Origin of the sequence: Microcoleus vaginatus HSN003, from assembly GCF_022701255.1 — a bacterium.
Taxonomy (GTDB): domain Bacteria; phylum Cyanobacteriota; class Cyanobacteriia; order Cyanobacteriales; family Microcoleaceae; genus Microcoleus; species Microcoleus vaginatus_B.
In genome coordinates, this window is the sequence record NZ_CP031705.1 from 2,929,724 (window position 1) to 2,954,699 (window position 24,976).

General features: G+C 44.9%; 19 protein-coding genes. 13 read left to right on the plus strand and 6 right to left on the minus strand.

Annotation, left to right across the window (positions count from 1 at the left end; all coding sequences use genetic code 11):
• Nucleotides 1-300: 300 nt before the first annotated feature.
• Complete coding sequence (locus D0A37_RS12775) at nt 301-1,740, plus strand: sensor histidine kinase (protein ID WP_242724674.1); 1,440 nt, start codon at nt 301-303, stop codon at nt 1,738-1,740.
• Between the two features lie 325 nt (nt 1,741-2,065).
• Here D0A37_RS12775 and dnaN read toward each other — a convergent pair whose 3' ends face one another.
• The 3 genes from dnaN to dnaA form a co-directional block, all read right to left on the minus strand.
• The gene (dnaN, locus tag D0A37_RS12780) at nt 2,066-3,205 is read right to left on the minus strand and encodes a DNA polymerase III subunit beta (protein ID WP_006632140.1); all 1,140 of its coding nucleotides are present in this window, start codon (nt 3,203-3,205) and stop codon (nt 2,066-2,068) included.
• 236 nt (nt 3,206-3,441) lie between these two features.
• Nucleotides 3,442-3,762, minus strand: a complete 321-nt coding sequence (locus D0A37_RS12785; protein ID WP_242724676.1) for a hypothetical protein — start codon at nt 3,760-3,762, stop codon at nt 3,442-3,444.
• A gap of 25 nt (nt 3,763-3,787) precedes the next feature.
• Nucleotides 3,788-5,155 (minus strand): chromosomal replication initiator protein DnaA, encoded by a 1,368-nt coding sequence (gene dnaA / locus D0A37_RS12790; protein ID WP_242724678.1) that lies wholly within the window; start codon nt 5,153-5,155, stop codon nt 3,788-3,790.
• Between the two features lie 206 nt (nt 5,156-5,361).
• Here dnaA and D0A37_RS12795 point away from each other — a divergent pair, with 206 nt between their 5' ends.
• From D0A37_RS12795 to D0A37_RS12815, 5 genes are all read left to right on the plus strand, one after another.
• The gene (locus D0A37_RS12795) at nt 5,362-6,603 is read left to right on the plus strand and encodes an HhoA/HhoB/HtrA family serine endopeptidase (protein WP_242724680.1); all 1,242 of its coding nucleotides are present in this window, start codon (nt 5,362-5,364) and stop codon (nt 6,601-6,603) included.
• Nucleotides 6,604-6,699: 96 nt separating this feature from the next.
• On the plus strand, nt 6,700-7,233 hold the full coding sequence (gene def, locus D0A37_RS12800) for a peptide deformylase (RefSeq protein ID WP_242724681.1): 534 nt from the start codon (nt 6,700-6,702) through the stop codon (nt 7,231-7,233).
• Nucleotides 7,234-7,399: 166 nt separating this feature from the next.
• On the plus strand, nt 7,400-7,969 hold the full coding sequence (locus tag D0A37_RS12805) for a TerD family protein (protein ID WP_242724683.1): 570 nt from the start codon (nt 7,400-7,402) through the stop codon (nt 7,967-7,969).
• A gap of 102 nt (nt 7,970-8,071) precedes the next feature.
• Nucleotides 8,072-9,526: a TerD family protein gene (locus tag D0A37_RS12810; protein ID WP_242724684.1), complete on the plus strand. Its 1,455-nt coding sequence runs from the start codon at nt 8,072-8,074 to the stop codon at nt 9,524-9,526.
• Between the two features lie 81 nt (nt 9,527-9,607).
• Nucleotides 9,608-10,207: a TerD family protein gene (locus D0A37_RS12815; protein WP_242724685.1), complete on the plus strand. Its 600-nt coding sequence runs from the start codon at nt 9,608-9,610 to the stop codon at nt 10,205-10,207.
• Between the two features lie 226 nt (nt 10,208-10,433).
• Here the strand turns inward: D0A37_RS12815 and lysS are convergent, their stop codons facing one another.
• Nucleotides 10,434-11,990, minus strand: coding sequence for a lysine--tRNA ligase (lysS, locus tag D0A37_RS12820; protein ID WP_242724686.1), 1,557 nt, complete (start codon nt 11,988-11,990; stop codon nt 10,434-10,436).
• A 57-nt stretch (nt 11,991-12,047) separates the two neighbouring features.
• Here lysS and D0A37_RS12825 point away from each other — a divergent pair, with 57 nt between their 5' ends.
• The 7 genes from D0A37_RS12825 to D0A37_RS12855 all read left to right on the plus strand — a co-directional run bounded on the left by D0A37_RS12825 (nt 12,048) and on the right by D0A37_RS12855 (nt 21,799).
• Complete coding sequence (locus D0A37_RS12825; protein ID WP_242724687.1) at nt 12,048-12,335, plus strand: hypothetical protein; 288 nt, start codon at nt 12,048-12,050, stop codon at nt 12,333-12,335.
• 160 nt (nt 12,336-12,495) lie between these two features.
• The gene (tkt, locus tag D0A37_RS12830; protein ID WP_242724688.1) at nt 12,496-14,511 is read left to right on the plus strand and encodes a transketolase; all 2,016 of its coding nucleotides are present in this window, start codon (nt 12,496-12,498) and stop codon (nt 14,509-14,511) included.
• Nucleotides 14,512-15,341: 830 nt separating this feature from the next.
• A complete protein-coding gene (locus D0A37_RS12835; protein ID WP_242724690.1) occupies nt 15,342-18,041 on the plus strand; it encodes a PAS domain-containing sensor histidine kinase in 2,700 nt (899 codons plus the stop codon).
• 48 nt (nt 18,042-18,089) lie between these two features.
• Nucleotides 18,090-18,536: a response regulator gene (locus tag D0A37_RS12840; protein WP_242724692.1), complete on the plus strand. Its 447-nt coding sequence runs from the start codon at nt 18,090-18,092 to the stop codon at nt 18,534-18,536.
• Nucleotides 18,537-18,838: 302 nt separating this feature from the next.
• Nucleotides 18,839-18,991, plus strand: coding sequence for a response regulator (locus D0A37_RS12845; protein WP_242724694.1), 153 nt, complete (start codon nt 18,839-18,841; stop codon nt 18,989-18,991).
• Nucleotides 18,992-19,082: 91 nt separating this feature from the next.
• Nucleotides 19,083-20,585 carry a sensor histidine kinase gene (locus D0A37_RS12850; protein ID WP_242724696.1) on the plus strand — a complete coding sequence of 501 codons (1,503 nt, stop codon included), beginning with the start codon at nt 19,083-19,085 and terminating at the stop codon, nt 20,583-20,585.
• Nucleotides 20,586-20,710: 125 nt separating this feature from the next.
• Entirely contained in the window at nt 20,711-21,799 is a 1,089-nt protein-coding gene (locus tag D0A37_RS12855; protein WP_242724698.1) for a hybrid sensor histidine kinase/response regulator, read from the plus strand.
• Nucleotides 21,800-21,917: 118 nt separating this feature from the next.
• Here the strand turns inward: D0A37_RS12855 and D0A37_RS12860 are convergent, their stop codons facing one another.
• The gene (locus D0A37_RS12860; protein WP_242724700.1) at nt 21,918-24,524 is read right to left on the minus strand and encodes a PAS domain S-box protein; all 2,607 of its coding nucleotides are present in this window, start codon (nt 24,522-24,524) and stop codon (nt 21,918-21,920) included.
• Nucleotides 24,521-24,916 carry a response regulator gene (locus D0A37_RS12865; protein WP_242724702.1) on the minus strand — a complete coding sequence of 132 codons (396 nt, stop codon included), beginning with the start codon at nt 24,914-24,916 and terminating at the stop codon, nt 24,521-24,523. The genes D0A37_RS12860 and D0A37_RS12865 overlap by 4 nt, the downstream gene beginning before the upstream one ends.
• Nucleotides 24,917-24,976: the final 60 nt, after the last annotated feature.

Genomic DNA, 24,976 nt, shown 5'->3' on the forward strand with positions numbered 1-24,976 from the left:
TTAAGACGATAACTTCAGGTTAATGAAGAGTTAAATAGTCGAACCAAGCGTTAATACCGCTCAAGTCAGTCTAAAATAAAGTCATGTATAATTACCAGGGCGCATTTATCTGGGTAATTCTCAATCTTCCCTAATACTTTAAGTGGTAAAGTGTCATTTACTACAGTCAGTTTTTTGTGTAATTTAAAATGCAGTTTGCCAGGGCGAGGCCGATCACAGCACTCAGCAAGTTACCCGCTGACCTTTGGTAGCTGAATGTCTGCTGGCAAATAGAACCCAAAAAAGCGTGCTGATGAATTTATGTTGAATACCTCCTGCGTAGAAAGACCAGTCCCACCCCTCTCCGAGGCTGACCTCGGAGAACTTTGTTTAGACTCTACTCTCCAAGAATTGACGCTTTACGATTTTCAGGTAGAAGCTACGGATTGGGGAATGCGAATTTCTCAGATGTTAGAAGCTAACCCGCTGTTACCGGGAGTCATTGTGACCCATCAAGGTGAATTTGCTGGTATGATTTCCCGGCGGAGATTTTTAGAATTTATCAGCCGTCCTTTTGGGCGAGAATTATTTTTAAAACGACCTGTGAGGGCTTTGTACCGCTTTGCCGAAACTGAGAGTTTAGTTTTTCCTAGCGATACTTTAATCGTGGATGCAGCCAGGAAGTCGCTGTTGCGATCGAAAGAACTGCTTTACGAACCTATTGTAGTTCAAGTGTCGCCTCAAACTTATAGTTTGCTAGATGTACACGAACTGTTAGTAGCCCAATCCAACATTCACGAACTAGCGACAAAATTGCTGAGGCAGCAAACTCAATCTCAACTAATTCAAACCGAAAAACTAGCCAGTTTGGGGCAGATGGTAGCTGGAGTCGCCCACGAAATTAGAAATCCCGTCACCTGCATCAGCGGAAATCTAGGCTTTTTGTCCAACTATTCGACAGACATCATGGACTTGCTGTCTGCTTACGAACACATTGTCGGTGAAAACGAAAAAATTAACCAACTCAAAAAACACATAGAATTTGATTTTTTGCAAGAAGATTGGGTGGAAATTCTCAAAAGTATGAAAGTTTCATCGCAGAGGCTGACCGAACTCGTCACCAGTCTGCACACCTTTTCTCACATGGACGAAACCCACTTGAAGCAAGCTAACATCCATGAATGTATTGACAGTACGCTGCTAATTATGAAAAACCGTCTCAAGTACGGAATTGAAGTAGTTAAAAGCTATGGTGATTTGCCTTTATTCAAGTGTTACTCTGGTCAGTTGAGCCAGGTATTTATGAATATCATCAGCAATGCGATCGACGCTTTGGAAGAGGTAAAAGCAGAAAAAGGTTTTATGCCTGCGATTACTATTAAAACCGAGGTAATAGACAGTTCTGACGGAGACTGCGTGAATTCGGAATTAATTCAAAATTATGCTATGGGCGATCGACAAAATGCAAAACAGCTATCATCCGCCAGCCAAAACGGCGACTTCTGCCCAGAAGCAGCGGAAAAAAATCAAAATAACGCTTGGATAGCCATCAGAATTGCCGATAACGGGCCGGGAATTCCGCCAGAAATTCAACGGCGGATTTTTGAGACATTTTTTACCACTAAACCGGCGGGGAAAGGTACAGGTTTGGGCTTGGCAATTACCCATCAAATTGTTACGGAAAAGCATAAAGGCAAGTTGAATTTGCATTCTACGCCCGGTACAGGTACTGAATTTGAAATTTTGTTGCCATTGATTTGAAGCAAGAAGTTATATCAAATCTATTAGCAGCGGAATTATTCCTATTTCTATTCTCGACCTCTGCGTGAATCAGCGTCAATCCATTGTTATCTGCGTTTAATACATTCTCTTTTTTTTGCCGCACATACAGGCAGATAAACACAGATTAAGGCAGATTAATTATCTCAATTCCGATTGCACCATCAGTGATTGTTGACGGGATTTGACTATTCCGATGCTACCGGAATTGATATCAGTTGTTATTAATTATTAGTAATTGGTAATTGGTAATTGGTTATTTGTTACCACTTACCAATTACTAACGACTAATGACTACTGACTGTTTTTAAGCTCTTAGCTGAACTGGCATTACCAAGAATGTAGCATTAACTCCGCCCAAAGGTTGGAAAATTACGGGGGCTAAAGCACCGTTTAATTGCAGTTGAATTTCGGGGGACTGAGCAGTTTTCAAAATGTCAATTAAGTATTTCACGTTGAAAGCAATATCTATGCTATCTCCCGAAATCTGTGCCGGCATTGACTCTTTGCCGCAGCCGACATCTTTAGCATCTACAGACAAAGTAATTTCCTGATTCTCCTCGTCGATGCTGCATTTGAGAATATTATTTTTTTGGTCGGCAAAAACTGCTATTCTTTCAACTGCTGCTAAGAACGATCGCCTTTCTAAGGTAATTTGGCGCTCAAAAGACGGCGGAATCAACTGCCGATATGCGGGATATTGCCCTTCCAATGTACGAGTGGTCAGCCGCTGGTCGGCCCATTCAAACACTACTTGACCGTGTTCAAAATGCAGGGTTACAGGTTCAGTCCACTGCCGCATCACCAACATTCTTTCTACTTCCCGCAATGCTTTAGCGGGGACTGTCACCTCAAATTCTTCTTGGGTTTCTTCGCCTTCAGCTTTTTCATTGGCAGTTTGAACTACTGCCAATCTGTGGCCGTCTGTAGCTGCAAATTCCAAGCAATCTTGCAATACCTTTAAATGCACGCCTGCAAGTACCTGTTTTGCCTCGTCGGGGCTAGTAGCAAATAAAGTTCCTTTGAGTCCTTCTATCAAGGCTTCCGGCGGCAATTTGAGGATTGTTCCGGCTTCGATTGCGGGCAATTCTGGGAATTCTTCTGGGCCCATGCCTCTAACTTGGTAGCTGCCAGAACTGCAAGTGAGATATGCTACGGTGTCGCCCGCTTCGTCTTCTAAAGTAATCTCTCCATCCGGGAGTCTCGAAACAATATCGTTAAGCAATTTCGCGGGTATGGTAAAACTGCCGCCGCCTGTTACTTCTGCTGCGAAGCTGGTACGAATGCCCAAACTGAGATCGAAAGCTGTCAAGCTAACCCGCTGATTTTCCTCGTCCGCTACTAAGAGCACGTTGGCGAGTACCGGATGTGTCGGGCGGGAGGGAACGGCCCGACTTACCAACGAGAGGTTGGCGTTGAGGTCACTTTGGGTGCAAACCAATTTCATGGTAGGAAGGTTAATTAACCGGATTTGAAACAGAAACAAATCGTATCACAGAAAGCCAGCGGGTCTGTTTTTCTCTGTCAGGGCTTAAACATGGGGCTAGAAACCGGGTTTCTAGGCAAAATTTTGTCTGTAAAAACGAGAAATCTTGGTAGAAACCGGGTTTCGGAAGTCAGGGCGCGTCGCAAATTATCTGTGTTGGGTGTGCAGGGATCGCTAGTATTTTTTAATTTATTGAATTATTTTTGTGTCGATCGCCCTGTGGAAACTGTGGAAAAAAAAGCTAACTGCTTGCTGGGAAACACTTGTAGGTAATAAATACTTGTGGAAAACTTGGGGAAAAGCTGGTGCGGTCGATCGCCCGCCCATTTTTGTGCAAAAACTGTTTCGGGCGATCGAGTAAAGTTTTCCACAAAGGGAGGGGAACTTTTCCACAGGTTTTTCCACAGGCAAGATTGCCTATTATGGGGCATTGGGAATTGGGAATGGGAATTGTTGACTGTTGACTGTTGACTGTTGACTGTTGACTGTTGACGGTTGACGGCGTTGAGTGATGACAACTGTCAACAGACAACTGACTTCAAATTAACTTTTGCGGCTGACAACGTTAATTCGATCGCTCAACTGACGCAAAGTTTGAGCCAAATTCGGGTCAGTGTTCCGCAACTGAGCAATTTTGTCACAACTGTAAAGCACAGTCGTGTGGTCTTTGCCGCCGAACACTTCGCCAACTTTCGGCAAACTCAAACCAGTATGCTGCCGAATTAAATACATCCCTATTTGACGCGCCAGACTAATTTCTCGCCTGCGGGAAATGCCTTTCAAATCTTCAACAGAAACATCAAACGCCTCGGCCACAACTGCAATTACTGCATCGGGAGTCGCCTCTACGCTTTCAGTTTGCTGGTTCAAAATCGGGGTGATATTCTCCACGGTCATCGGCAAACCGGTAATTGAAAGATATGCTACCGCCCGAATCAAAGCTCCTTCTAACTCCCGAACGTTGGAAGTGTAACTAGAAGCAATGTATTCAATCACATCTCGCGGCAGCCGCATATTTTCATACTCGGCTTTTTTCTGCAAAATTGCCATCCTAGTTTCCAAGTCGGGCAATTGAATGTCGGCAATTAATCCCATGGAAAATCTGGAACACAAACGCTCTTGCAGGCGGGGAATTTGCTGCGGCGGGCGATCGGAAGCTAAGACTACTTGGTTTCCGGATTCGTGCAAAGTATTAAAAGTGTGGAAAAATTCTTCTTGAGTGTATTCTTTGCCTTCAATAAATTGGATATCATCTATTAATAAAACATCGGCTGCTCGATAATGATCGCGGAAAGTTTGCATACTGTCTTTCCTAATTGCGGCGATTAAATCGTTAGTAAATTTCTCAGTAGAAACGTAAAAAATCTTGGCGTTGGGGTCAATTTCCAAGCGATAATGACCGATCGCCTGCATCAAATGAGTTTTGCCCAAACCGACGCCACCGCACAAAAATAGGGGATTGAATTCTCGGCCCGGAGACTCGGCTACGGCGAGGGAGGCTGCGTGGGCCATGCGGTTGTTGGAACCGACGACAAAGCGGGAAAATACGTATTTCGGGTTTAAATTGGCGGGTTTGGGGGGGTGAAGCGAGTGGCTTTCCATATCGGCGATGGGGGAGGGCCAAATCATGGCGGAGTCACTGCTGCCGCCGGTTTCGTTGCCCCCGGCAATTGTCAAGTAAATGTCTACGGGATAGCCGAGAATTTCTTCGACTGCATCGGCAATGGTTTTGACGTAATATTTTTGCAACCAATTGCGAGCAAAGGGGTTGGGGGCGCTGACGATCAAACAGTTATTTTCGAGTTGTTCGGCGCGGGCAGTTTTGATCCACGTCTCAAAGCTAGGTCTGCTCAGTTGTACCTGGAGACGTTCAAGTATCTGATTCCACAGACTTTCGAGGGGAATTTCCATCGCTCACCTCTGCCGATCGGCATTCAAGATATTAATTCTACTCTAGAGAGTTTAGTCGTCAGATGCTAAAGTTTAAGGGAGTCTGCCGTAGCTTGCGGGGCGGGACGCCATCGCCCAAAAATTTGGCGGCTCTGCAGCCCAAACCAGGTATCGGGGAGCTGCTCGGCAAATATTTAGATTTGGCAGGAAAGCCTTAAAACGTCGCCATGAAGAGTTCTACTGGCAAATTTTGGAAGCAACCGGCAATTTACATATTGCTGCTGGTAACGGGAGCCGGGGCCGCCATGTTGGGCGATCGTCTGACGGTTTCTCCATTTCGTGCAAATTCTGGCGATTCGGGACAAAGGGCGCTGGAACCGAAATTGCAACTGCCTCCTAATACAAAGGATCGAGTTAGCAAAGTCTTGCCGCCGGCTTCCTTGTCGGGCGACGCGGCCAATGTGAATTTTATTGTGGCTGCGGTGGCAAAAGTTGGCCCGGCAGTGGTTCGGATCGATGCTTCGCGCCGGGCGAAACCGGGAAATAGAGGGCTGTCGCCGGAAGATTTTTTTGGCATAGAACCGAATTCGGGTGGCCGGGGCGGGATCGAACGGGGCACTGGTTCGGGTTTTGTCATCGGTGCCGACGGCGTGATTCTCACTAACGCTCACGTTGTAGAGGGAGCCGATAGCGTAAATGTAACTCTCAAGGACGGCCGCAGCTTTCAGGGACGGGTGTTGGGGGCGGATAAGGTGACGGATGTGGCTGTGGTGAAGATTGAGGCGAATAATGTGCCTGTGGTGGCGATCGGCAATTCGGATAAGCTGTTGCCTGGGGAATGGGCGATCGCGATCGGTAATCCTTTGGGTTTGGACAATTCCGTAACTGCGGGGATTATTAGCGCTACGGGGCGATCGAGCACTGATGTGGGCGTGCCCGACAAGCGGGTCGGTTTTATTCAAACAGACGCTGCAATTAATCCGGGGAATTCCGGCGGCCCGCTGCTGAATGCTTCGGGCCAAGTTATTGGCATGAATACGGCGATTATTCAAGGTGCTCAAGGATTGGGGTTTGCGATTCCCATTCAGGCGGCCCAACAGGTGGCGAAGGAACTGATTACGACGGGGAAAGTCGAACACGCTTATTTAGGCATTGAAATGGCGACGCTGACTTCAGAGGTTAAGGAGCAAATTAACAGCAACGCTAATAGCAGCCTGCGAGTTACAGTCGATCGGGGTGTGGCTATTGTTAGTGTAGTTCCTGCTTCTCCCGCTGCGGCGGCAGGTTTGCGGGCTGGAGATGTGATTCAAAAAATTAATAATCAGCCGATTATTCAGTCGGAAGCTGTTCAGGAGTTCGTGCAAAATGCTAAGGTTGGCGGTCTGTTGCAAATGGAAATCAACCGCAACGGGCAAATAGTTAATTTGACTGTTAAACCGGGGAGTTTACCGGTTCAAAAAGTTAGATAATCTGTTGACAGTTGACAGTTGACAGTTGACAGTTGACGGTTGACAGTTGACAGTTGTTACCATATACCAATTAGCAATTACCAATGACTAATTAATATGGCAGAACTCTTACAAATCTCACAATTAGGAAATCCCGTGCTGCGCCGCCCGTCGCAAGTTGTCGAGAATATTCAGGACGATCGCATTCAACAGTTGATTGACAGCTTAATCTCCACCGTACAAAATGCGAACGGAGTGGGGATTGCCGCCCCTCAAGCCGCTCAGTGCGATCGTCTGTTCATCGTCGCATCCCGTCCCAACCTACGCTATCCCCAAGCACCCAGCATGGAGCCCACAGCGATGATTAATCCCCGGATTGTGGCTGCATCAACAGAGACAGTCAAAGACTGGGAAGGCTGTTTGAGCATTCCGGGGATTCGGGGATTGGTGCCCAGAAGTAGGGCGATCGAGATAGAATACACCAGTAGAGACGGCAAACTCCACCGACAAGAATTGACAGACTTTGTGGCCCGAATTTTTCAACACGAACACGACCATTTAGATGGAATCGTGTTTTTAGACAGAGTGGAAAATACCCACGAACTGATGACAGAAGATGAGTACCAAAAGCAAATTGTCAACCTGCTATAGCCGCAAACATTCAGGGTACAAAGCGCCCGGATTTATGCGTGGGGTCAATTCTAAAATCTAAAATCGATTGACAGAAGATAAGTACCAGCAGCAATTTGTCAAGCTCCTCTAATAATTGATATAATTGCGAGCAATAACGCCAGTGATGTTGTGAATAGGAGGGCGAATGTCTATCAATTTGGAAAAAGGCGGGAGAATCAATCTCTCTAAAGAAGCACCGGGGCTAAAAAATGCCGGGATTGGTTTGGGATGGGATACCAATGCTACAGACACCGGCGCCGCGTTTGACTTAGATGCTTCCGTGTTTATGTTGGGGGCTACTGGCAAAATTCCCGGCGAAAAATACTTTGTTTTCTACAACAACAAGGAGTCGCCGGACACTGCTGTAATACATCTGGGAGATAGCAGAACCGGAGAAGGATTTGGCGATGATGAAACAGTTACCGTCGATTTAACCAAAGTCGATCCGGCGGTGGAAGAAATTGTGTTTGTGGTGACTATCCACGAAGCAGAATCGAGAAGGCAAAACTTCGGTCAAGTGCGGAATGCTTTTATCAGGATTTACGACACTACTACTAACACAGAGGTAACGAAGTACGATTTGGACGAGGATTTTTCTAGGGAGACAGCGGTAGAGTTTGGCAGACTTTACAAAAAAGACGGTGAGTGGAGGTTCCAAGCTGTAGGACAAGGCTACAATTCCGGCTTACAAAGCTTTGTAGATAAGTATGCCTGATAAAAGGTCGATCGCTCCTAGCTAAATAAATCGAGGGGAAATTCGGAAGCAGGAATGTTTCCCTCGATTTTAAGCAATCAGACTCATGAGGTGATAAACCAGATGGGCATTCAATTAAAGAAAGGTGAAAGATTTAATCTTTCTAAAACATCTCCTAGTTTAACAAAAGTGGCGATCGCCCTGGGATGGGAAATAGCAACTCAACTAAATTTATCCGACTCAAACCAGCAAAGCTGCGATATCGATGCCTCGGTTTTTGCATTAGGTTCGGATGGAATAATTCCCGATGAAAGATACTTTGTATTTTACAATAACTCGCAGTCGCCCGACGGAGCGATCGCCCATTCGGGAGATAATCAAACGGGTCAAACTCTAGGAGATGACGAGACAATTTATGTAGACTTAGAAAAAGTAACGGCTGCTGTTGAGGAAATGGTTTTTGTGGTCACGATTCACGACGCACAAGCTAAACATCAAAATTTCAGCCAAATCCGAAATGCTTTTATCCGATTGTACGATCGCGAAACAGACAGCGAACTAGCCCGGTATGATTTAACAGAAGGTTTTTCTGAAGAAACAGCAGTCGAGTTTGGACGGTTGTATAAAAAAGATGCAGCTTGGAGATTTCAGGCCGTAGGACAAGGATATAAAGCAGGGTTACAGAGTTTTGTTGACAAGTACCATTCAGAGATTAAACCGGAAGAAAAGCCAGCAAAAATTACAGTAGAACTGCCTAAATTACCAGTTATTGAAGATAGCCACAAAAGTCAGAAAGCTATAGCATTAGACAAAAAGCTTGAGGAGAAAGCGCCGCACATTTTTAATCTCGCGAAGAAAGCCGATCTCTCGCTCAAAAAAGCAAATCTCACAAATCACAATGCTCAAGTAGCGCTTTGCCTCGATATTTCTGGTTCCATGTCTTCGCTGTACAGTTCAGGAAAAATTCAGCGTTTGGCAGAGAAGATTTTGGCTTTAGGATGTCGGTTTGATGACAACGCCGCTATCGACATATTTCTGTTTGGAGTCAACCCCCACAATCCCGGTGAAATGTCGATCGACAATTTCTCAAACTTCATCCACCAGATACTGCAACAGTATCCTTTAGAAGGAGGTACTTACTACGGTAAAGTGATGAAGGAAATTAGAAACTTCTATTTTCCAGACGCTCGCGGTAGCAGGCGCTACGCAGCTATTAAAGCCGATCGACCTGTCTACGTGATGTTTGTAACGGATGGAGAAACTGCTGACGAGTCGGAAAGCCAGCAGCAGCTACAATGGTCGTCCTATGAGCCGATATTTTGGCAGTTTATGGCGATCGGCAAGTCGCAGAAGGATGTCAAAATTAAGGGAGTTCGAGGGTGGTTAGCAAGAGCCGTAGCGAGCGATTTTAGCTTTTTAGAGCAGCTTGACGAAATGGGCGATCGCTACCTAGACAACGCAGATTTCTTCAGTTTAGAAGACCCAGAACATATTGCCGATGAGGAATTATACGATTTGTTGACAGCAGAATATCCGCATTGGGTAAAATCAGCGCGAATCAAAAATATCTTACCCTAGAAACAGTTTTTGTCGCCAAACAAAATGCTAGTTTAGGGCAATCATTCAACTCCACCATAAACCTTACAAAATCACAAAACTATGGCTATCAACTTGACAAAAGGACAATCAATCGTTCTCAGCAAAAGCGAATACGACTTATCCCGATTAACAATGGCTTTGGGCTGGGATGTAGCGCAAGCTAAAAAAGGTCTTTTTGGCCGCAGCAGCGGTGCAAATTTTGACTTGGATTCCTACGCTCTGCTGCTGGGAGAAAATGGCAAATTAAAGAACTACAAAGAAGATGTAATTTATTACTCTCATTTGGAGTCAAAAGACAAAACAGTGGTTCACTCCGGCGACAATCTCACGGGAGAGGGAGAGGGAGATGACGAACAAATATTGGTGAAACTGAGTTCTTTGTCAGCACAATATCACAAAATAATTTTGGGAGTTAATATTTACAATGGGAAAGAGAGAAAACAGCATTTTGGCTTGGTAGAAAATGCTTTTGTGAGAGCTGTAGATGCCGCCGGGAAAGAAATCGCTCGCTATCGCTTGTCAAATGACCCATCTTTTGAAGGAAAATTAAATATGTTGATGGGAGAAGTTTATCGAGAAGGCGGCGAGTGGAAGTTTAAGGCTTTGGGAAATCCTTTGGCTGAAGATTTGAACGGTGTTGTCGGTTCGTTTATTCGGTGAGAGCAAATTCGTTAAATTAAGGCTTGTAGGGGCGGGTGCACCAACAATATTTGCCAATAATTGACAAACTAAATAAACCCGCCCCCACCCAACGAGCAATCAAAATGCACATTTTCCGCATTAAATAAACATCAAGGTTGATGTAGGTTGTTTGTTGTGGCGGGCGGGTTTATATAGGTTGTTTGTGGGAATTAAATGTTATTGGTGAACCCGCCCCTACAAGATTTTACGAATCTTTAATCGGCCGCATTGTCGGGAACATCACCGCATCGCGGATGCTTTGAGTATTAGTTAAAAGCATCACCAATCTGTCTACGCCGATACCCATTCCCGCACAATTAGGCATTCCCAAAGATAGCGCTTGAATAAAGTCTTCATCCATTGGATGCGCTTCGTCATCGCCCGCATTTTTCTGTGCTAACTGTTCCTCAAACCGCTTTCTTTGCTCTTTCGGATCGTTCAATTCTGAGAAGCCGTTCGAGTATTCTGTACCGTTGATAAATAGCTCGAAACGTTCTACAAATCCCGGCTTGCTGCGATGTCCTTTCGCTAAGGGACTGACTTCGACAGGGTAGTCGATGATGAATGTAGGTTGAATTAGTTTGGGAACAACTAATTTGTCAAAAACCGCATAGAGCACGTAGCCTAAACTCTGTTGTTCTAACTTAGACAGGTGCAATTCTAGTTTGGTTGCAGAAGCGATCGCACTTTCCAAGTCCAAACTGTCAAAATCCATATCAAACTCGTCTCTGACAGCTTCTACCATCGTTTTGACTTGCCAGTGTTTGCCGCTGAAACCGGGATATTTTTCGCTGTAGTCGAACTTGCGTTCTAAACTAATCGTTTCCCCCTGATTCTCAATTTCTTTGACATCCCCAAATACCGCCGTCGCTGCGAAACACATCACGTCTTCGACCACTGTTAAAATGTCGAAAACATCGGCATAAGCTTGGTAAACTTCTAAAGAGGTAAACTCGGGATTGTGGGTGCTATCAATTCCCTCATTTCTAAATGCTTTACCGAGTTCAAATACTCGCTCGAAACCGCCGCAAATTGCTCTTTTTAAGAATAATTCGGGAGCCACTCGCAAATACAAATCTACATCCAAAGCATTGTGATGAGTGGTGAAGGGCTTAGCAGCAGCACCGCCGTAAATAGCTTGCAGTGTTGGCGTTTCTATTTCGTAAAAATTGGCTTGCCAGAGATAGGAACGAATGCTTTGAACGATGCGGCTGCGAAGCATAAAACGGTTGAGCGCATCTTGGTTGCTTGCCAAATCCATTTCGCGGTGACGGCGGCAAACTTCGGGGTCGTTAATTCCGTAATAAGCATCGGGAAATTGAATGGTAGCTTTTGATAAAAGCTTTAATTCCCTCACTAAAATAGAAAGTTCTCCCCTGGGGGTGCGGCAGCCGATACCTTCGACGCCGACAAAATCGCCGACATCGAGCAATTTTTTAATTTGTTCAAAGCTCAAACCGACTTCGCCGGTGACGATTGCTTTCTCGATTTTGAGTTGAATTTTGTCTGTGGCGTCTTTTAAATCGATGAAACCAATTTTGCCACTGTCCCGCTTGGAAGTGATGCGGCCAGCTAATCGCAGGGAAATTTCTTCGGGGTCACTTTCTCCGTTTTCGAGTTCTTTTCCCGGCTGACTAAATATTTCGCGAACTTGCTTGGCTGTGTGCGATCGCGCGTAGGATTCACTGGGATATGGTTCTATGCCTTGCGATCGCAGTTCGTCTACTTTTTGACTGCGGACTTCGGCTTCACTGAGAGTCATTAGTTATTGCCTGATTAAAATTACAAATATCTGACATCTTGCACTATTCTGGCGCTGGTGCGATCGGGTGCGCTAGAAGAGCCCAACCCCTACTCCCCACAAGAAAATTCACTCTTTGTGGAACAGGCATCTTGGCTGTTCGCGATCGAGCTGCAAGATGTCAGAAACACCAAACTCTATCATAATAGGGCTGCTTTTAATAGGGCTGCTTTGAGAGCCAATTTGCCAAATAATAAGTTACACCCTCTCCTAGCCCGATCGCACAGACCCGCACTCGCCCCAGAAATATCTCCGATAACAATTTGCGATCGACTGCACAAAGCGACCGAAACATTAAAAAATTAAGTTGTCTGTCGATCGCAACAGGTGAGATGATATGTAGTGCAGCCTCACGGCAGTTCCATCGAAACTGAACATTAGAGACGCGAGCGATCGAACTCGGCTCATCGCACCTCTGTCAGAATCGACCACACACACTCTCTCTTAACATATAAAAACCAGAATTATGGCTGTTGCAACCCAATCACTCGAAGAACTCTGCATCAACTCTATCCGCTTTTTGGCCATCGATGCGGTAGAAAAAGCAAAATCAGGACACCCGGGACTGCCGATGGGCGCTGCCCCTATGGCCTTCGTGCTGTGGGATAGGTTCATGCGGTTCAACCCCAAAAACCCCAAGTGGTTTAATCGCGATCGCTTCGTCCTCTCGGCCGGCCACGGCTGTATGCTACAGTACGCCCTGCTGTACTTGACCGGCTACGATAGCGTCACCATCGACGACATCAAGCAATTTCGCCAGTGGGAATCCAGAACGCCCGGACACCCCGAAAACTTCATGACCGAAGGCGTAGAAGTTACCACCGGCCCCCTGGGACAAGGAATTGCTAATGGCGTCGGTTTGGCAATGGCAGAAGCTCACCTCGCTGCTAAGTTTAACAAGCCCGACCACACAATTGTTGACCACTACACCTATGTAATCTTGGGTGACGGCTGCCACATGGAAGGTGTTTCTGCCGAAGCTTGTTCTTTGGCCGGACACCTCGGACTCGGCAAATTAATTGCCTTGTACGATGACAATCACATTTCTATTGAAGGCGACACAAGCTTGGCCTTTACTGAAGATGTGGGCAAGCGTTTTGAAGCTTACAACTGGCACGTTATTACAGTAGACAATACCGCTCTAGACGAAGATACTAACCTAGAAGCAGTTCACAAAGCTATTGAAGAAGCCAAAAAAGTCACGGACAAACCGTCCATGATTAAAGTCCGCACCGTCATTGGTTACGGTTCTCCAAACAAGCGGAATTCCTACAGCGCTCACGGTGCTGCTTTGGGTAGCGATGAAGTGCAAGCAACTCGCGATTTCTTGAAGTGGGAACACGCACCGTTTGAGATTCCTGAGGATGCTTTGTCACACTTCCGCAAAGCAGTCGATCGCGGTGCTCAAGCTGAGCAAGAATGGCAGAAAGCTTTTGATGCTTATAAAGCAGCATATCCAGCCGAAGCTGCAGAATATGAGCGCAGCGTTGCCGGCAAACTTCCTGAAGGTTGGGATAAAGTTTTGCCGACATACAAGCCGGAAGATAAGGCAGATTCGACTCGGAATCATTCTGGAAAATGTTTGAATGCTTTGGCAGGTGTGCTACCTGAATTGATCGGCGGTTCCGCTGACTTGGCATCTTCTAACATGACTTTGCTCAAGGGTGAAAAAGACTTCCAAAAAGGTCAGTACGAAGGACGTAACCTGCGCTTTGGTGTGCGGGAACACGGCATGGGTGCGATCGCCAACGGTATGCTTTTGCACGGCGGTTTAATTCCTTACTGCGCCACTTTCTTGGTATTTGCTGACTATATGCGGGGAGCAATTCGCCTCTCTGCACTTTCGGAAGCTGGAGTTATTTACGTAATGACTCACGACTCCGTAGCCTTGGGCGAAGACGGCCCGACTCACCAACCCGTGGAAACCATCGCTTCTCTGCGAGTAATTCCCGATTTGTTGGTAATGCGCCCTGCGGATGGTAATGAAACATCCGGCGCTTACAAAGTGGCAGTTGAAAGCCGCACTCGCCCAACTTTAATGGCTTTGTCGCGCCAAAATCTGCCCAACTTGGCTGGAAGCTCGATCGAAGGAACAGCCAAAGGCGCTTACATTTTGTCCGACGACGGTGGCACTCCCGACATCATTTTAATCGGCACCGGCGGCGAAACATACCTCTGCGTTGATGCCGCTGAAAAATTGCGCGCTGCAGGCAATAAAGTCCGCGTAGTTTCGATGCCTTGCTGGGAATTGTTTGACTTACAAGATGCCGCTTACCGCGAATCTGTACTGCCGAAAGCTGTTACTAAACGGTTGGCAGTTGAAGCAGCTTGTAGCTTCGGCTGGGGACGTTATTTGGGTTCCGAAGGCGACAGCATCAGCATCGACACATTCGGCGCTTCTGCACCGGGCCCCGTTGCTTTAGAAAAGTTTGGCTACACCGTTGATAATGTGGTAGCTAAGGCTCAGGCGCTGTTGGGTTAATAGCAGCAGCATAATTTTGGGTGGGGCGGGCTTCTGGCTCGCCCCATTTTTTATAGCAAAAGGAAGTTCGGCAACGGATTCACTTTCTTCGGATGTAACAGATGTAATGGATGGATGGAAGAAGCTTTTAGTTATTTAGAATATAAAAAAGAAGGAAGGAAAAGCTAAAATCCTAAAATCTTAAATCGGCATATAGGGCTTCACTTCGTCATACCTCACATCTGGCACCATTGTCAGCAACAGGGAAGATACCCGTTCCCCAAGAAAATTTATCTCTTGTGGAAGGGGCCGGAAAGCCTGTTCATAAAAGGATTATTGAGAATGGTGCAACATATGAGTTATATCAATTCTGGTTGCACTCATACATGATTGTTGAGTGTTGAGTGTTGACTGTTGACTGTTGACTGTTGACTGTTGACTGTTGACGGGCGGGTCGAAAAACTGAATGGTTGAGTGTTAACTGTTTACTCGATTTTATTATTCCGATGCAACCGGAAACGATATTATAGCCAACCTAGAGTTCGCTACAGCTCGAATCATTGAGAATTGCTATATTAAGACTTACGGAAGAAAAACCAGTTCCTACAACAATATTCGGTTTGGCAACGAGGCATTTATGATGAAACCTGGTTTTTAGCCCCCCGTACCTCCAGAACTGTATATTTCAGAGAGTTAAGATAAGTTATAAGTTATTGCCTTAAATTACTCATGCCCCATTTCCCATTCCGTTTATGATTTGGAACTTTTTAAATAACCTGTTATTCACCGCCAATTATATCCCTCAGGGCCACTGTTACCTTTGGCAGCCAGAGCTAGTAGCACTCCACATAGTGTCAGACTCTATCATTGCCCTGGCTTACTATTCAATACCCGTCTCGCTAATTTATTATTTTATATTTCAGCGAAAAGACTTGCCCTTTCGCAATATCTTTTGGCTGTTTGCAGCCTTTATTATCTCCTCCGGCACTACTCATATAATCGAAGTTTGGACGCTTTGGCACCCTGTTTATTGGGTTTCAGGCAGTATAAAAATTATTACCGCCGTGATTTCTGGTTACACTGCTTTTGCCTTAATTCCTTTACTTCCTCAAGCCTTAACTCTCCTGAGCCCAACTCAATTAGGGATGATAGATCTAATACTGCAAAAAGAAATCCTTGAACGCCGAGAAACGGAAGCTCGCTATCAAACTTTAACTGAAGCGTCACCGGTGGGAATATTTTATGCAGATGCTGTAGGACACTGCTTGTATGTCAACGAGCGCTGGTGTCAAATTTCGGGGATTACCTGCCATGAAGCTTTGGGCAAAGGGTGGTTGCAAGGCATTCATCCAGACGACCGCGAGCGTGTTTTTAGTGAATGGTATAGCGCCGTGCAGCAGAAATTACCGTTTAAATCTGAGTACCGCTTTCAAGGCATTAATCACACTCAAATCAGTTGGGTATTCGGTCAATCTGTCGGTCAAATCGGAGAAAATGGGGAGGTGGAAAGTTATGTGGGTACTATTACTGATATTACAGAACGCAAGCAGGTAGAAGAGGAAAATCGGCGGCTCAATGAAACTCTGGAGCATCGAGTTGCTGAGCGCACTGCTCAAATAGAAATTTCTAACCACAAATTGCAAAAAGAAATAGCCTACCGCGAAAAAATTGCGATCACTTTGTTGGAATTGACGCAATTGCAAAATGCAATTCTTAATAGCGCTAACTACACAATTATTTCTACACAACCCGACGGTACAATTAAAACATTTAATCGTGCCGCAGAAAAACTTTTAGGTTATTCGCGAGAAGAAGTGGTGGGGAAAGTCACGCTAGCAATAATTCACGATCCTCGGGAGATAGCTAAAAGAGCTGAAGTTCTTTCTCAAGAATTGGGAGTGAAAATAGAGGCGGGAATTGAAGTATTTTTTGCCTTGCCGTGCCGGGAAATCGCTGACGAAAATGAATGGACTTACATTCGCAAAGATGGTTCACGGTTTCCGGTACTGCTGTCGGTGACTGCCTTATTTGACAGCAACGGAAATATTAACGGTTTTTTGGGTATCGGCCAGGATATTAGCGATCGCAAACAAGCTGAAAAAGAGCTGCGCGACCTCACTAATGCCATGCAAAATGCAGTGGAAGGCATTTCGCGGCTGGATATTGAGGGGCGCTACGTGAATGTTAACCGAGCTTACGCTCATAAATGCGGTTACGAACCGGAACAAATGCTTGGCATGGAATGGCAGCTCACCGTACATCCGGGCGATGTTGAGATGATGATCTCAGCTTATCAGGAAATGCTAATTTCTGGCCAAGTAGAAGTTGAAGCTAGAGGCGTTCGGAAAAATGGCTCGTTTTTTTACAAGCAATTAACGATGGTAAAAGCTTGCGACGCACAAGGTATCTTTAACGGTCACCACTGTTTTATGAAAGATATCACCGAGCGCAAACTAACTGAAACAGCTTTGCAGGAAAGCGAATTTAAATACAGGCAAATAGTTGAATTAGCAGAAGAAGGTATTTGGGTAATTGACAGCAATGCCCTGACAACTTACGTGAACCACGCAATGGCGCGAATGCTCGGCTATAGTGAAGTAGAAATGTTCGGGCGGTCGATTTTTGATTTCATGGACGAACCGGAAAAACAACAAGCTCTTGATAATGTTGATCGGCGCAAGCAAGGTATTGGTGAACAACACGAATTTAAATTCAAAAGCAAGGACGGGCAAGATATTTGGACTGATATGTCTACCAGTCCAGTCAGGGACTCCCAGGGGAATTTGCTGTCTTGTTGTGCCTTGGTTTACAACATTACAGACCGCAAAGAAGCAGAGCAGCAAATGCTGCAACTTACAGAAGATTTGAAGCGTTCCAATGAGGAATTAGAACAATTTGCTTATGTGGCTTCCCACGATTTGCAAGAACCGCTCCGAGCCGTTACCAGTTACACTCAATTGCTGGCCCAGCGCTATCAAGGGAATTTGGACGATCGCGCAGATAAGTATATTAATTATATTGTCGATGGCGCCACCAGAATGCAACAGTTAATTAACGATTTGTTGGCGTATTCCCGCCTGGGAACGAGGGGTCAGGAGTTTGACGAGGCGGACTGCAACGCTGTGGTCAAGCAAACTATGTGCAATTTGCAAATTGCGATCGCCGAAAGAAAAGCTGTAATCACCTACGACGCGATGCCAAGCGTGATGGCGGATGAATCTCAACTGGTGCAATTATTCCAAAATTTGATCGCCAACGGCATCAAATTTTGTCGCCAAGATATCCCTTTGATTCATATCGCTGCCCGCAGGAAAGAGAGCGAATGGCTGTTCAGCGTCTCGGATAACGGCATTGGCATCGATCCGCAGTATGCCGATCGCATTTTTATCATTTTTGGGCGCCTGCACTCCCGCCGCGAATATTCTGGTACTGGTATAGGTTTGGCGATGTGCAAGCGCATTGTTGAACGCCACAGCGGGCGCATTTGGGTGGAATCTCAGGAGGGAAAAGGAGCGACTTTTTACTTCACTATTCCTATAATTAGTACCTGAAGCCTCAAAATTCAATTTTGTTTTTATACTCCAAAGGATACGCCGATTATGAGCGATCGAAGCACTGTTAGGCCTATAGAGATTCTGCTGATTGAGGATTCTCCCAGCGATGCCGATTTGGCAAGAGAAGTCCTCGGTCAGGGTAAAATATTGAATAACTTACATTTTGTGGAGGATGGAGTCGAAGCAATCAAGTTTTTGCGCCGCAAAGAACCTTATCTCAGAGTACCGCGTCCCGATTTGATTTTGCTCGATTTGCATCTGCCGAAAAAAAGCGGTATTGAAGTGCTAGAAGAAATTAAAACTGACCCCAAGTTAAAATTAATTCCTGTAGTGATTCTCAGCACTTCAGCCGCTCCTGAAGATATTTTAAAGTCCTACTCGCTCCACGCAAACTGTTACATAACTAAGCCGGTAGACCTAGTACAATTTACTAAAGTAGTCAGGTTAATTGAGGAGTTCTGGCTGGTCGTAGTCAAACTTCCTCTAAATTAAACGAATAGATTCTTTGCTTATGAACGCTATAAAAGTTTTTAACCGAGGGAAATTCGGCTGGTGGATGATTCGCTCAGGGATGCGAACTTGGATTTAGAAAATCGGGCGAGCAGCAAATATTAAACAATTTGTACAAAAGTAGAAAAGAGGGTATTACTAATAAATTTATTGAATAAAAAAGGCTTGTATTTTGGCTTTCCGCTTCCGATTTAACTGTGTTTAATTTTGCCTAAAACAACGGTTGAAAAATATTGATATGAATTAACTCCGCAATCGAGTTAAAAATGATTCCGGTGGTAATTATGAGAACCTCAGTAGCCGATAAAGAGATGCTCAAGTTTTATGCCCTGTCCGCCCGGTGCTACATCACTAAGCCTATCCATTTTAGTCAAGTCGCTAAGCCTGTGAGATGGGTTGAGGATGGGTGGCTGGTGGTGGTGACAGTTCCCAAATAATAATTTTCAAGTTGAAAATGACAAGGGAAAGCAAAAGAGTTTAACCTAAGATTGGTAGAGTAAAAATTTTACAGTCAAAAACGTCTAAGCTATGTGGATTAAAATTCTGTTAGTAGAAGACAATCCGGCTGATGCTGATTTGCTTGCAGAACTGTTAGAAGTATCTGTGGGAGTCCAGTGGGAACTGGTGTCTGTTGAGTTCCTGCATGAGGCGATCGCACAACTGTGTAAACACCCCTTTGATGTAGTTTTGCTCGACCTTTCTTTGCCGGACAGTCGCGGTTTGGAAACGCTAACTCGCCTGCGAGAAGTTGCTCCTGATGTGCCAATGGTGGTAATGACAGGCTTGGACGATGAGGCGATCGCCCTAGAATCAGTTCGCTTGGGAGCTCAAGACTATATTGTTAAAGGTCAAATTACTACTCAATTATTAGTGCGGACGATCCGCTATGCGATCGAACGTTCTCAAACATTTCAAATGCTGCGGGAAAGCGAGCGCCGCTTTCGGGCGATTTTTGACTCATCGTTTCAGCTAACCAAGTTGCTGACTCCGCAAGGAATTGTGCTGGAAGTCAACGAGACAGCCCTCGATTTTGCCGGATTGCGATCGGAGGATATTGTGGGCCGCCCCATTTGGGAAATGGCGATTTGGGCCCAGTCGCCACAGGTTTCCGAACAATTGCAATGCGCGATCGGCAAAGCAAGTCGAGGCGAGTTTTTCCGCAGCGAAATCGACTTGTTAGGCAAAAGCGACCAAATTATGACTGTTGATTTCTCACTGAAACCTGTTAAAAATGAGACAGGACAAGTTTTGCTGCTGATTGCTGAAGCCCGTGACATTAGCGATCGTAAACGAGCAGAAGCGGAAATTCTCAAAGCCCTCGCACGAGAAAAGGAACTTTCAGAACTGCGAGCTAAATTTGTCACAATGGTTTCCCACGAGTTCCGCACACCTTTGACAACCATCCAATTTTCGGCTGGATTGCTGCAAGATTATAGTTCTCAGTGGGCCCAAGATAAAAAATCTACTCATTTTATGCGGATTCAATTAGCCATTAAACGCATGACAGAGTTATTAGAAGACATCCTCGTAATTGGCAAAATCGAAGCAAATACCTTGCAGTTTCAACCAATTTCCTTAAACCTCGAAAAATTTTGCCGTCAACTGGTAGACGAGCAGCAGGTTAACGACAGCAACCAACACCCGATCGCCTTTCAATATGAAGGCGGTAACTGCGACGCTCAAATGGATGAAAAACTGCTGCGGCAAATCTTAGGCAACATCCTCTCAAATGCCATCAAATATTCCCCCGCCGGCAGTACAGTTTCCTTGCGGCTCAACTGTCAAAACACAGAAGCTGTTTTCCACGTTCAAGACCGGGGAATCGGCATTCCCCAAGCCGATCGAGAGCGGATATTAGAAACTTTTTATCGAGCTACAAATGTCGGCACTATTTCGGGAACCGGTCTTGGTTTAGCAATTGTGAAAAGGGCGGTGGAACTTCACGGCGGGCAACTCGCGATCGACAGTCAAGAAGGACAAGGCACAACTTTCACTATTACCTTGCCTCTAATTTGCCCTCCCAGCCAATAACAACTGAATTATCAACTATACATAATCCGATACTTAACGATTAATTAAGCCCATAACAAAAAAACTTATCAAGTGTCTGAACCCAGAATTTTCCAAGAAACTACTAACTAAAAGGAGCTATCACCGTGGCTAAGATTTTGGTAATAGAAGACGAAGAAGCGATTAGAGAGAATATTTTAGAGTTGCTGGAAGCCGAGAATTTTGAAGGAATGGCAGCGATTAACGGCAAAGTCGGCATCAAATTGGCGATCGAACAAATCCCTGATTTAATTTTGTGCGACATGATGATGCCGGAAGTAGACGGTCACGGCGTCCTCAAAGCTTTGCGAGCCGAACCCTTGACTGCCACAATTCCGTTTATTTTCCTCACCGCCAAAGCCGATAAAGTTGACGTTCGCACGGGGATGGAACTGGGAGCAGACGATTACATTACTAAGCCTTGTACCCCGCAAGAACTGCTAAAAGCCATTGCTATTAGACTTGAAAAACAAAAAACAATTAGTCGGCACTCTCAAAAGACGCTAGACGAATTACGCACTAATATTAGTATGTCGCTGCCCCACGAATTGCGGACTCCTTTGAATGCAATTCTGGGTTTTTCTGAACTGATTTTGTCAGAATATCAGGTCTTAGAGGAATCAGATATCATAGAGATGATCGGTCAAATTCAAACTTCCGGTCATCGCTTGTATCGACTGATTCAGAACTTTTTGCTGTATGCAGAACTGGAGATAGCAGCCACAAATCCCGAACGGCTAAAGGAGATGCGTAATAGCGAATTTAGCTGTGTAAAATCGTTGCTGAGTCAAAAAGCGCGGCAGCAAGCAAAACACGCGAATAGAACAGACGATTTACAATTAAACTTGCAAGATGCCTCGGTAGCTATGGATTCTGTCAGACTCGCAAAAGTTGTTGAAGAACTATTGGACAATGCCTTCAAATTTTCATTAGAAGGAACGCCTGTTTTATTAAGCACTTTCGTCGAAAATAAGACTTTTGTTCTGTCTGTGAAAGACCACGGCCGCGGCATGACTGCCGATCAGATTGCACAGCTAGAAGCTTACAGGCAGTTCGATCGCAAACTTTACCAACAAGCAGGTTTGGGATTGGGCTTGGCCATTGTTCAACGCCTTGCAGAATTGCACGGAGGAGAATTTAAAATAAAAAGTTTGCCGCACCAAGAAACCCTAGTTTGCGTTTCCCTGCCTGTCTAAACAATGATTAGACCAATTTCCAAAAAGAATGCAACTGTAGGCAAACTCCAAACCCTTATAAAATAAGTCATTCCCAAATCTAAAATCTAAAATCTAAAATCTAAAATCTAAAATGGTATTATGCAGGAGCGATCGCTCCTTTCAGACACCGCTGCATATAAATTTGAGCTACCTTATCATTAGGGTTGATTTCCAAGCAGGCCGAAAACAATCTTATAGCTTCGCCACACTTGTCACTATTGTAGAGTACCAAAGCTTGCTCAAAGATTGTCTTTGTCTCTAACTTTTTCTGTCGTAACTCTGGCGGATCGGCCGCAAATACTTCATAAAGTGTTACCATTCGCGATTTGCCTTTAACTGCTACGCGATCGATCAACCTCAAATCATAAATATCGTTTAACTGTATAAAAGTATTGTGAGTAATTAACATCGAAACTTCATACTCTTTCGTCAAAGTTTCCACGCGGGAGGCTAAGTTTACCGCATCGCTAATCACCGTGCTGTCCATCCGACTTTGGCCGCCCACCGTGCCTAACATCAAAGAACCCGTATTGATGCCAATGCCAATTTGCAGCGGCGGGCAATCAACCTGATTACGACTAATATTATACTCGTTAAGCTCTTCTAGCATTGCAATTCCAGCTTTCACAGCATCATCCGCACTGCCGTCAAACAGCGCCATAATCGCATCGCCAATGTATTTATCAATAAAACCAAAGTTGTTAGTAATTGCGGGTTCCATTCGCGACAAATAACCATTAATAAATTGAAAATTCTCTTCAGGATTCATCCTTTCTGAAAGAGAAGTGAAATCGCGGATATCTGAGAATAGCACCGACATTTCTTTCTGTACCTGATCGCCTAATTTGACTTCCAGAATACTTTCATATCCCAGAAAGTGGAGAAATTCGTGCGGCACAAACCGCCCGTAAGCATCTGTTAATTTTTCTTCTGCTGCTAAGGCTTTTTGTAACTCGTCTGTGAATTGGCGGCGCTCGGTTTCTACCTCTAGACGTTCCGTGATGTCTTGAAAAGCAGCGATCGCGTAAACTATGTTTTTCCGTTCGTCGTAGATGGGAGTCGCCCAAACCTCGATCGGCACAATCCGATCCGACCCATGAATTTCTAGATCGTCCATACGCACAAATTCTCCCCGCAACGCCCGAACAATCGGTTGGCTATCCCTCGGATACAATTGATTAGTTCCAGCGTCGTAAAAATGATAAGCTTCAGGAAATTGGTCAGTACCCCCATCAAAAATTAAACCTTGGGCTAGTATCCTTTCGCCCCAAGAATTCATGTAAAAAGGTTTACCCTTACCATCGACCACAAATATTCCCACTGGCATCGCTTCCAGGAATTGAGTCAATCGGCTTTCGTTTTCTGACAGGGCCTCATTTAACTTTTCTTCGGCTGCCAAAGCTTTTTCTAAATCATTAGTAAACCTGATTCGTTCCACTTCCACCTGTTTTTGCAAACTAATATCCTTAGCAAAACCCTGATAGTAAAGCACTTCACCGTTAGCATCATAAACTGTGCGCGCATACTCAGAAATCCAGATAATTCTGCCATCTCGACAGTAAACCTGAGACTCAAAATCACACAGAGTACCGTGCTGTTTCATCAGCGCCAGAAACTCTTGACGGCGATTCGATTCTACGTACAATTGCTGCTGAGTATCATTAATACTTTCTATCAATTCTGAGGCAGAATCGTAGCCGTAAATTTCCGCCATAGCCGGATTCGCACTGATAAAATGTCCGTCCGGCGTCGTCTGAAAAATACCTTCTAGAGCATTTTCAAATATCCCGCGATACTTCTCTTCCGCTTGAATTAGCGCCGCTTCAGCTTCCTTGCGTTCAGTTATGTCACTAAAAGCAATAATCGCATAGGAAATGTCGCCTGTAGAATCATAAATTGGAGTTGCCCAACTCTCTACAGGAATAATCTTATTAGCTGTACGAATTTCTACACCCTCAGTCCGCACATTTTCGCCCCGAAGCGCCCGCATAATTGGCAATTCTTCCACGGGGCATCTCTGATTAGTCCCGCTTTTATAGAATTGATAAATTGCTGCTTTTTGCTCTGAATTAATATGCGGCACAGTGCCTTTGCCAAATACATCCCGCGCTTTCTGGTTAGCGTAGAAAGATTGCCCGTTTGCATCAAGTACACACACGCCCAATGGCATAGCTTCTAGATATTGCGTCAAGCGACTTTCGTTTTCATGGAGTTTGGCAATCAGCATTGCCTGCTTGCGGTTTAATTTTACCAACTCCTGATTCATTTCCTGAACTTCTCTTTGTTTTTCAGCTAATTGTTTATCTTGAAAATATCTATATATTGCCTCAGTGACCGTTAATTTTAAGTCATCACATTGCCAAGGTTTAGGTATATATCGGTACAATTTAGCATAGTTAATAGCATTGGCTACCGCCTCCAAATCTGCCTGGCCCGTCAGCATGATCTTGAGACAGTTCGGCGAGATAGCATGAACGCTCCTTAATAGTTCGTCTCCTTTCATATTAGGCATGATATGATCCGAAATCACCAAAGGAACTTCATACTGTTCTGCTAAAAGTTCTGACAGCAACTCTAAAGCTTCTTGGCCGCTTTGGGCCGTTTCAATTAAATATTTATCTTCAAAGGCTTTTAGCAGGTCTATTTCCAGACTATCGAGTATAGTCTGCTCATCATCGACACAAATAATGACTGGTTTTTTCATAAATTTGCTAGACCAGACTTAATCGCTTCAATTAATTCTTGATTTTGCCAAGGTTTTTCTATGAAAGCATGAAGATTTGCTTGAGTTTGTGCGCGTTCGATTGCTTCTTTGTCTGCTTGACCAGTCAGCATCACGGTCACAATTTGCGGATATTTTTGATGGATTTGAATCAGCAACTCATCTCCTTTCATTCCGGGCATCAACCAATCAGAGACAATTACTAAAATGTTAACCTCAGCTTCACATAGCTCTTCAATAATTTCCAGGGCTTCGGCAGCACTTTCAGCAAATTCGCAAAGATATTTACCGTTAAATGCCTGTTGCAGTTCAATTTCCAGACTTTCCAACACTCCTACTTCATCGTCCACACACAAAATTGCTGATTTAGACATCGCTAGTTTCCTTATTTAGTGTGGCAGGGTGAACCCCCATGGGCAGCACACTGTTTTCCA